This is a genomic window from Bradyrhizobium sp. (assembly GCF_030654605.1).
GTDB lineage: Bacteria > Pseudomonadota > Alphaproteobacteria > Rhizobiales > Xanthobacteraceae > Bradyrhizobium.
Genome location: NZ_JAURXB010000073.1, coordinates 55018 through 64899, shown reverse-complemented (window position 1 = coordinate 64899; position 9882 = coordinate 55018). Strand labels below are relative to the sequence as shown.

General features: G+C 63.7%; 7 protein-coding genes. All 7 read left to right on the top strand.

Translation table 11 applies throughout. The features are described 5' to 3' along the window. The first annotated feature begins 682 nt into the window (after positions 1-682). The 7 genes from Q7U29_RS07910 to dxs all read left to right on the top strand — a co-directional run bounded on the left by Q7U29_RS07910 (position 683) and on the right by dxs (position 9799). Positions 683-1771 (top strand): TRAP transporter substrate-binding protein, encoded by a 1089-nt coding sequence (locus tag Q7U29_RS07910; RefSeq protein WP_304740176.1) that lies wholly within the window; start codon positions 683-685, stop codon positions 1769-1771. Positions 1772-2001: 230 nt separating this feature from the next. Next, entirely contained in the window at positions 2002-2763 is a 762-nt protein-coding gene (locus Q7U29_RS07905) for a crotonase/enoyl-CoA hydratase family protein (RefSeq protein ID WP_304740174.1), read from the top strand. A 136-nt stretch (positions 2764-2899) separates the two neighbouring features. Continuing rightward, entirely contained in the window at positions 2900-4570 is a 1671-nt protein-coding gene (locus Q7U29_RS07900) for a bifunctional UDP-sugar hydrolase/5'-nucleotidase (protein WP_304740172.1), read from the top strand. 229 nt (positions 4571-4799) lie between these two features. After that, the gene (locus Q7U29_RS07895; RefSeq protein ID WP_304740171.1) at positions 4800-5729 is read left to right on the top strand and encodes a histone deacetylase family protein; all 930 of its coding nucleotides are present in this window, start codon (positions 4800-4802) and stop codon (positions 5727-5729) included. A 75-nt stretch (positions 5730-5804) separates the two neighbouring features. Beyond that, positions 5805-6056 carry an exodeoxyribonuclease VII small subunit gene (locus tag Q7U29_RS07890; protein ID WP_304740169.1) on the top strand — a complete coding sequence of 84 codons (252 nt, stop codon included), beginning with the start codon at positions 5805-5807 and terminating at the stop codon, positions 6054-6056. A gap of 169 nt (positions 6057-6225) precedes the next feature. After that, positions 6226-7524, top strand: a complete 1299-nt coding sequence (locus tag Q7U29_RS07885; RefSeq protein WP_304740167.1) for a hypothetical protein — start codon at positions 6226-6228, stop codon at positions 7522-7524. Between the two features lie 349 nt (positions 7525-7873). Beyond that, positions 7874-9799: a 1-deoxy-D-xylulose-5-phosphate synthase gene (gene dxs / locus Q7U29_RS07880; protein ID WP_304740165.1), complete on the top strand. Its 1926-nt coding sequence runs from the start codon at positions 7874-7876 to the stop codon at positions 9797-9799. Positions 9800-9882: the final 83 nt, after the last annotated feature.

The window sequence follows — 9882 nt, the reverse complement described above, 5'->3', positions numbered from 1 at the left end:
TACGGCTTATACGTACTCTCCCCGGTGAGCTACGCTCTGTTGCCACCGTCGCCTGCGAACGGGTTCGCAAGCTTGGCGCCAGCCTTGCGGCGCCAGGACCACACGATTTCGCCGTACGCTTCGGCACCGCTCGTCTGCACGGCCTGTGATCGCTGACGGAGTTTATCCCGCCCTGCAATCCTTTTCCGCACACGATGCCGCTGCGTCCACCGCATCCCATCCCAACGTTCGGTGACGATGGCCAACGCCCCTTCCAATGGGGACAGGATGGCGTGATTCGTAACGGTGATTTGCCCTTCGGGAAAAGCGAAATTTTACCCGACGGGCTAATTTGTCGCATCCCGTCGGGTCGGCCCAGGTACAGGTGTCATCGCCCGACTTGATCGGGCGACCCAGTATTCCGGAAGCGCTGAGGATAGAGCCGAGAAGCCGCGGCGTACTGGATCGCCCGGTCAAGCCGGGCGACGACGATTGAGAGCCGGACTGCTTCGTCGCAAGAGCTCCTATGCGCAAACGCTTCGCATTTGTCGCGGGCAATGACGGCTGCAGGAATTTTGTTTCAAGTCATGCAAGGTAATGCTTCCTTGCCTGGCCCCGAGTTCGGTATGGTGTGCGCCAACCCGTCCTGCGAGGCACTTTGCCCCGCGCCAATCGACCAGCCATCCAAGGGAGTGAGCCCATCATGAAACGCCGCACGTTCCTCAAAGGCAGCGCCATCGCCGGCGCGACCACGCTGGTTGCAGCGCCCGCGATCGCCCAATCGGCGCCCGAGATCAAATGGCGCCTGACCTCGAGCTTTCCGAAGTCGCTCGATACCATCTTCGGCACCGCGCAGACCTTTGCGAAATACGTGGCTGACGCCACCGACAACAAGTTCCAGATCCAGACCTTCGCGGCGGGCGAGATCGTACCGGGCCTGCAGGCGCTCGATGCGGTGAGCACCGCGACCGTCGAGATGGCGCAGACCCCGCTCTATTTCTACATCGGCAAGGAGCCGGCGCTGACCTATGCCACCGGCGCGCCCTTCGGCATGAACCATCGCCATCAGCATTCCTGGTGGACGTTCGGCGGCGGCGCCGAACTCGTCAACGAAGCGCTGGCCCCTTTCAAGACGCACGCCATCCTGTGCGGTAACTCCGGCACCCAAATGGGCGGCTGGTTCCGCAAGGAGATCAAGACAGTCGATGACCTCAAAGGCCTCAAATTCCGCATCGCCGGCATGGGCGGCCATGTGCTCGCCAGACTCGGCATCGTGCCGCAGCAGATCGCGGGCGGCGATGTCTATTCAGCGCTCGAGAAAGGTTCGATCGACGCCGCGGAGTTCGTCGGTCCTCATGATGACGAGAAGCTCGGCTTCCACAAGGTAGCGAAGTACTACTACTTCCCGGGCTGGTGGGAAGGCGGGGCCATGCTCCACATGATCGTGAATCAGGAAAAATGGAGCGCGTTGCCCAAACAGTACCAGGCCATCCTCAACCAGGCCGGCGCGGCAGCGGGCACCTGGATGATCGAGAAATATGACAGCGTCAATCCGGCGGCCCTGAAACGCCTGATCGCCGGTGGCGCGGAGCTGCGCGCGTTCCCGCAGCCGGTCATGGAAGCCTGCTACCAGGCCACGCAGGACCATCTGAACGAGATCGCCGGGAAGAGCCCGCTGTTCAAGAAGACCAAGGACAGCCACGACGCGTACATGAAGGAAGTGCTCTCCTACACGCAGATCGCGGAGAACTATTACGACAACTTCCTGCTCGCCAAGATGCGCAAGGGGTGAGTCCCGGAATCGTAGGGCGGGTTAGCGAAGCGTAACCCGCCGCTTCTCGCGCGGTTTCGCTGAAATCGCGGTCAGGTGATGAATACCGGTCAGTTGCATCGCTACTTCCCCGCGCGTCGTTCCGTCGCCTCCAAGGCCGGCCTTGCCGGTTTGGGACGCTCGTTAACATGATGTAGGGTGCGCCTCCCGGATTGGCTACCTGCCCGCGCCGCTCGTTCAAGGACCGCACCATGCCCGACCATCTGACCGTGACAGACGAAGACGCCATCCGCGTGATCGCGATGCTGCGGCCGGAAAAGAAGAACGCGATCACGCAGGACATGTATCGCGCGATCAGCGACGCGATCAACAGCGCACAGCAGGACGCCGGCATCCGCTGCATCCTGATCGCAGGCAGCGGCGGCGTGTTCACCGCCGGCAACGACCTCGAGGATTTCCTGAAAGACGGCACCGCCAGTTCGGATACGCCGCGCAAATCCAATGCCATCAAGTTCCTCTATGCGCTGGCGCACAATACAAAGCCGCTGGTCGCCGCGGTCGACGGCATCGCGATCGGCATCGGCACCACCATGCTGTTCCATTGCGATTACGTCGTCGCCTCCACGACCGCGACGTTCTCCACGCCCTTCATCCATCTCGGGCTGGTTCCGGAAGGCGCCTCCAGCCTGCTGATGCCGCGCACCATGGGATATCAGCGCGCCTTCTCCACGCTGGTGATGGGCCGCAAGGTCTCGGCCGAGGACGCGCGCCTCGCCGGCTTCGTCAGCGAGGTGGTGGCGCCGGGCGAGACCGAAGCCGCGGCGCGCAAGGTGGCGCGCGAAATCTGCGCGCTCCCGGCGGAAGCGGTCGCGATCTCGCGCAAGCTGCTCCGGCCGTCGCCGGAAGACCTGACGCGACGGATCGACCAGGAGAGCCATCTGTTCGGCGAGCGCATGCGCTCGGCGGAAGCGGTGGCCGCGTTCCAGGCGTTCTTCGCGCGCAAGAAGGCATGAGGCTGCACCGTCATTGCGAGCCAACGGGTCGGCGCAACGCGCCGCCCGATGATAAACTCCGCGAAGCAATCCAGCTTTGCTCTGCCGCACTATGGATTGCTTCGTCGCTTCGCTCCTCGCAATGACGAAAAAAGATATGAGACGCTCGTTTTATCGAACCTTCGCAGTCTTGATACTGCTGATCGCACTGGCCCCCGCCCCACCCGCATCGGCGCAAGCCGCACCGGTCGAGCTGCGCATTCTCGCCATCAACGATTTCCACGGCTATCTGCAACCGCCACCGGGCGGCATCCGGATCGTCGATCCCGAGGACAAGAGCAAAAAGATCGCGGTCGAGGCCGGCGGCGCCGAGCACATGGCCACAGCGGTCAGGCAATTGCGCGACGGACACAGCAACACGATCTTCGTCGCCGCCGGCGACCTGATCGGCGCCAGCCCGTTCCTGTCGGCGATGTTTCACGACGAGCCCACCATCGAATCGCTCGACATGATGGGGCTCGCGGTGGCTGCCGTCGGCAATCACGAATTCGACGAGGGCAAGAACGAGTTGCTGCGGATGCAGAACGGCGGCTGTCATCCGATCGACGGATGCCAGGGGCCGCATCCGTTTCTCGGCGCGAAATTCCGTTATCTGGCCGCCAGCACCTTCGAGAAGAGCACCAGCAAGACCCTGCTTCCCGCCTACGCGGTCCGGGAGTTCGGCGGCATTCCCGTGGCCTTCATCGGCCTGACCCTGAAGGGCACGCCGAATCTGGTTTCGCCGGTCGGCGTCGCCGACCTCGAATTTCGGGACGAGGCCGATACCGTGAATGCGCTGCTGCCGGAACTGAAGGCGCGCGGCGTCGAGGCCATCGTGGTGCTGATCCACGAAGGCGGGTTCCCGACCGGCGACTATAATGAGTGTCCCGGCATCTCCGGCCCGATCGTCGACATCGTCAAGAAATTCGATCGCGCGGTCGATGTGGTGGTCAGCGGCCATACCCATCGACCCTATGTCTGCGATATCGACGGCAGGCTGGTCACCTCGGCCGACAAATACGGCACCGTCGTCACCGCGATCGACCTCAAGCTCGATCCCGCCACCCGCGACGTCATCAGCGCCCGCGCCGACAATGTCATCGTCCGCACCGACGCCTTTGCCAAAGATTCGCAACAGACCGCCCTGCTCGAAGAATACGACCGGTTGGCCGCGCCGATCGCCAGCCGGCCGGCGGGGTCGATCACCGAAACGCTGTCGCGCACCCCCAACGCCTCAGGCGAAAGCGTTCTCGGCGACATCATTGCCGACGCCCAGCTGGCTGCGACCCGGGCCGAGGTCAACGGCGGCGCGGTGATCGCCTTCACCAATCCGGGCGGCGTCCGCAGCGATATGCTGAAGAAGGACGAGGGCACGGTGACCTATGGCGACGTGTTCGCCAGCCAGCCGTTCCGCAACCAGCTGGTGACGCTGACGCTGACGGGCGTGCAGATCAAGAACATGCTCGAGCAGCAATGGCTCGACCCGAAGCGGCCGCGGATCCTGCATGTCTCTGATGGATTCAGCTATAGCTGGGACGGCGCCAGGCCGATCGGCGATCGCGTCGCCGCCGACAGTATCTCGCTGCACGGCGCGCGCATCGATCCCGCGACGGCCTACCGCGTCACCGTGAACAATTTTCTCGCGGTCGGGGGCGACGGATTCACCGTTTTCACCGAAGGGATCGCGCCGCAGGTCGGCGTCTACGATGTCGACGCGCTCTACGCCTATTTCAGGGCCAACAGTCCGATCGCGCCCGCCACCGGAAATCGCATCGTGCGAATGAACTGAAGTGCTCGCTGCCCATGCTTCGAGACGCTCGCGTTGCTCGCTCCTCAGCATGAGGTTGTTGTGCTTCAACAAGTGAGACCTCATCCTGAGGAGCCGTGCGCTCGCGCGCGGCGTCTCGAAGGATGGGCTGCAAACGAGTAATGATTCCGGCTACTGGCTCTTTCCCAGGCCGCGCTGACCGCCTAGATTAGCCTCCTCTCGCAAAGCGCCTCCGGCGCCAGGGTATTGCATGACCACATTGCTGCTGACGCACCCGGCCTGTCTCGACCATGCCACGCCGCCCGGTCATCCGGAACGCGCCGACCGGCTGCGCGCGGTCGGCGAGGTGCTCGGCGAAGATCGCTTCAACGCCCTGGTGCGCGGCGAAGCGCCGGAGGGCAGCCTCGATTCGGTCACGCTGTGCCATGGCGAGCACTATGTCGGGGAACTCCGGCATATCGCGCCGTCGAGCGGCCTGATCTATATCGACGGCGATACCTCGATGTCGCCGGGCACCTGGGAAGCCGTGATGCGCGGCGTCGGCGGCGCGGTCACCGCCACCGATGCCGTGATGTCGGGCAGCCACGACAACGCCTTCGTCGCGATCCGCCCGCCCGGGCATCACGCCGAGATCAACAAACCGATGGGCTTCTGCTTCTTCGACAACGCCGCGATCGCCGCGCGCCACGCCCAGCGCAAATACGGCATTGCGCGCGCCGCCGTGGTCGATTTCGACGTGCATCACGGCAACGGCACCCAGGAGATTTTCTGGGCCGACCCGACCGTGATGTATTGCTCGACGCACCAGATGCCGCTGTTTCCCGGCACCGGCGCCAGCGGCGAACGCGGCGAGCACGACACCATCGTCAACGCGCCGCTCGCCTCGGAAGATGGCAGCGCCAAATTCCGGTCCGCGTTCGAAAACATGATCCTGCCGCAGCTGCGCAAATTTTCGCCCGAGCTGATCATCGTCTCGGCCGGCTTCGACGCGCATTTCAGGGATCCGCTGGCGTCGCTCAACCTGCAGGCGGAGGATTTCGGCTGGGTCACGCGCCAGCTGATGGACGTCGCCTACTCCAGCGCCAGCGGCCGGATCGTCTCGGTGCTCGAGGGCGGCTATGATCTGCAGGGCCTGAAAGAGTCGGTGGCGTCCCACGTCACCGCATTGATGGGCGCGTGAATTCCCGCCACAATACGCCCGCATAGATACATTTGAGTCTGCGCCTCGCGAAGCGGCGCACCCGGGACAGGACATATGGCCGAAAATACCGCAGTGGACGTCAAGAAGCTGAGCTTCGAACGCGCGATCGAGGAACTCGAATCGATCGTCAAGCGGCTCGAGGACGGCAAGGTGCCGCTGGAAGAATCGGTCGCCATCTACGAGCGCGGCGAGGCCCTGAAACGGCGCTGCGAGGAGCTGCTGCGGCAGGCCGAAGCGCGGGTCGACAAGATCACCACCGATTCCAGCGGCCAGGTCACCGGCACCGAGCCGCTCGACGTGCAGTGACGGCTGGCTGCCCGGCCGGATTGACGTCGCTCCTGGCAGTCGCTCTCGGGCAACAGGGGGGAACAATAGGCGAATTCGCCGGCAGGCGACCCCGGAGAGGGCTGAATTAGTTCTTGGCGCGTTGAGCGGCCTGATATAGTCCGGCCGTCAGTCCGGGGATCAGCAGTAAGTGCGCGTTCAGCACCGCCATATCATCTATGTGCAGGGATACGATCCGCGCGGGCTCGCGCAGTATTACCGCATGTTCAGGACCGAGCTGCGCAAGTTCGGCCGGCTGTACCAGCTCAACGCCACCATCGGCCGCCCGCAGACCTCGCCTGACGGCGAAACCGCGTCGTGGTCGATCGAGACCAGGGCCGGCGACTGGCAGACCCGCACCAGCTACGATTTCCTGCGGTTCGAGGACCTGATCCAGCGCGACCTTGCCGCGCCGATCTGGAGCACGGTTTTCCACGCCATGTGGATCTACTGGCGTCTGGTCTTCCGCGGCACCATTGCGCGGTTCTGGCGGGCGCATTGGCGGTTCGCGACCTTCATCACCTACCCGCATTTCCTGCTGTTTCTGGAGGCGCTGGGGTCGTACGGCGTTGCCTTCGGCTTTGCAAAAGGGCTGCAAGCGCTCGGCGTTCCCGACCTGTTCGGCATGGCTGCCGCGGCGGCGCTGTTCGTCGCTATCCTCGGTACGGTGCTGAAATACACGGAAAACTCCACCTATTTGCTCTATCTGTTGTCCGACACGATCTGGACCTGGGAATTTTCGCACCGGCAGCGGCCGGAATGGGACGCGCGGATCGACCGCTTTGCGCAATACCTCGTTGATGTCGCGCGCTCCAGCGATGCCGAGGAAATCGTCGTCGTCGGCCACAGTTCGGGATCGTTTCTGGGGACCGAAATTCTGGCGCGCGCGCTCAGGCTCGACCCTGACCTCGGACGGCACGGCCCGCGCATCGTGCTTTTGACCATCGGCGGCAATTTCCCGATCGTCGGTTTTCACGCGGCGTCGCAGGATTTCCGCGACGATCTTCGCTTGCTGGCGGTGGAGCCGTCGATCGACTGGATCGACTGCCAGTCGCGCAAGGACGTGATGAATTTCTATCCGTTCGATCCGATTGCCGGCCACGGCATCGACGTCGGCGCCGCCAGGCGCAACCCCACCATCGTGCCGGTCCGGTTCCGCGAAATCATCAGGCCGGAGCACTACAACCTGTTCCGCTGGCAGTTCTTTCGGGTCCATTTCCAGTTCGTGATGGCCAATGAGCGGCCTCATGCCTATGACTTTTTCATGATCGTCTGCGGGCCGATCCCGCTCAGCGACCGTATGGCTCGTCCCGAGGAGGCGCTGGCAATCGCGACCGGCGACGCCAATGCCCGGGAATGGGCCTGGAAAAGGCTCGAATCCGCCGATGCCAGCCCGGCGAATGCCACCGAATTGGACGAGATGGAGCCTTCGGCGCGGCGCCGGGGCTGAATAGCAGGTTCCCCCGCCCTTAACCGTGGAACGCGGCAACGCCCCGGCGGGTTGGCTTTGGCCGTCGCTTTAGTGTAAAGCTTGGAGTTCTATGGGCTACTGAAGGCAGCCTGCCGCCGATTTTTGGCAAGGTTAAGCACCTCAAATGGCTGATAAAATTGACTGAGAAGGGCGAAGCCGCCAAAGGTGATGCATATCACATTGACCGATCCGGAGCGCGACTAGGCTCACTCTTCAGGCTTCGGCCTGCTCAGGTAGCATCCGGCGCCCTGGTTTTCGCTGCGCCGATGTTGCGCAACCCATCTCACGTCGGGCTGACAGTCCCGACCTGCAAAATTGGAATATCGCTGTGACCACATTTAGTAAAACGCCGCTTCTCGACACGATCCGCACCCCGGACGATCTGCGCCGGCTCAAGGTGGAGCAAGTGCGGCAGGTCGCCGACGAACTGCGCCAGGAAACCATCGATGCCGTCTCGGTCACCGGCGGACATTTCGGCGCCGGCCTCGGCGTCGTCGAGCTGACCACGGCGATCCATTACATCTTCGATACCCCGCGCGACCGTCTGATCTGGGACGTCGGCCACCAGGCCTATCCGCACAAGATCCTGACCGGGCGCCGCGACCGCATCCGAACGCTCCGCACCGGCGGCGGATTGAGTGGTTTCACCAAGCGCACCGAAAGCGACTACGATCCGTTCGGCGCCGCCCACTCCTCGACCTCGATTTCGGCGGCGCTCGGCATGGCCGTGGCGCGCGACCTCTCCGGCGGCAAGAACAACGTCATCGCCGTGATCGGCGACGGCGCGATGTCCGCGGGCATGGCCTATGAAGCCATGAACAATGCCGGCGCGATGAATTCCCGGCTGATCGTCATTCTCAACGACAACGACATGTCGATCGCCCCGCCGGTCGGCGCGATGTCGGCCTATCTGTCGCGGCTGTACTCCGGCAAGACCTACCGCACGCTGCGCGAGGCCGCCAAGCAGCTCGGCACCCATCTGCCGAAAATCATCTCGAACCGCGCCAGCCGTGTCGAGGAATATTCCCGTGGCTTCATGATGGACGGCGGCACGCTGTTCGAAGAACTCGGCTTCTACTATGTCGGCCCGATCGACGGCCACAACCTCGATCACCTGCTGCCCGTGCTGAAGAACGTCCGCGACATGGAGACCGGCCCGATCCTGGTCCATGTCGTGACCCAGAAGGGCAAGGGCTACGGCCCGGCGGAAGCCTCCGCCGACAAGTATCACGCCGTGGTCAAGTTCGACGTCGCCACCGGCACCCAGGCGAAGGCCAAGCCGAATGCCCCGGCCTATCAGAACGTATTCGGACAGAGCCTCGTCAAGGAAGCGCAGAAGGACGACAAGATCGTCGGCATCACCGCGGCCATGCCGTCGGGCACCGGCATCGACATCTTCAACAAGGCCTTCCCCGACCGCACCTTCGACGTCGGCATTGCCGAGCAGCATGCCGTGACGTTCGCGGCAGGTCTCGCCACCGAGGGCTACAAGCCATTCTGCGCGATCTATTCGACCTTCCTGCAGCGCGGCTATGACCAGATCGTCCATGACGTGGCGATCCAGAGCCTGCCGGTCCGCTTCGCGATCGACCGCGCCGGCCTGGTCGGCGCCGACGGCGCCACCCACGCCGGATCGTTCGACAACGCCTATCTCGGCTGCCTGCCCAATTTCGTCATCATGGCGGCGTCCGATGAAGCCGAACTGGTTCACATGGTGGCGACCCAGGTCGCGATCAACGACCGTCCGAGTGCGGTGCGCTATCCGCGCGGCGAAGGCCGCGGCGTCGAAATGCCCGAATTCGGCATTCCCCTGGAGATCGGCAAGGGCCGCATCGTTCGCGAGGGCAGCAAGATCGCGTTGCTGTCGTTCGGCACCCGTCTGGCCGAATGCGAAAAGGCCGCCGACGAACTGGCGGCGCTCGGCCTCTCCACCACGATCGCCGATGCCCGCTTCATGAAGCCGCTCGATCTCGACATGATCCTGAAACTGGCGCGCGAGCACGAAGTGCTGCTCACCATCGAGGAAGGTTCGATCGGCGGATTCGGCTCCCATGTGATGCAGACGCTATCGGACCACGGCATGCTCGATGGCGGCCTGCGGATGCGCTCGATGGTGCTGCCCGACGAGTTCATGGACCACGATTCGCCTGCTGCGATGTACGCCCGCGCTGGCCTCGACGCCAAGGGCATCGTCGCCAAGGTGTTCGAAGCGCTCGGCAAGGATTTCAAGGCTGAAACGGTCAAGCTGGCCTGAGGCCCGTTCAAGCGAATACGGACCTCATCCTGAGGAGCCGCGCGCTTGCGCGGCGTCTCGAAGGATGGGCAGCGAGCACCGGT

Bases quoted from the DNA above. Each gene is read 5' to 3' on its own strand.
- Q7U29_RS07910 (WP_304740176.1), top strand. From the start codon at position 683: ATGAAACGCCGCACGTTCCTCAAAGGCAGCGCCATCGCCGGCGCGACC.
- Q7U29_RS07900 (WP_304740172.1), top strand. From the start codon at position 2,900: ATGAGACGCTCGTTTTATCGAACCTTCGCAGTCTTGATACTGCTGATC.
- Q7U29_RS07895 (WP_304740171.1), top strand. From the start codon at position 4,800: ATGACCACATTGCTGCTGACGCACCCGGCCTGTCTCGACCATGCCACG.
- Q7U29_RS07905 (WP_304740174.1), top strand. From the start codon at position 2,002: ATGCCCGACCATCTGACCGTGACAGACGAAGACGCCATCCGCGTGATC.
- Q7U29_RS07890 (WP_304740169.1), top strand. From the start codon at position 5,805: ATGGCCGAAAATACCGCAGTGGACGTCAAGAAGCTGAGCTTCGAACGC.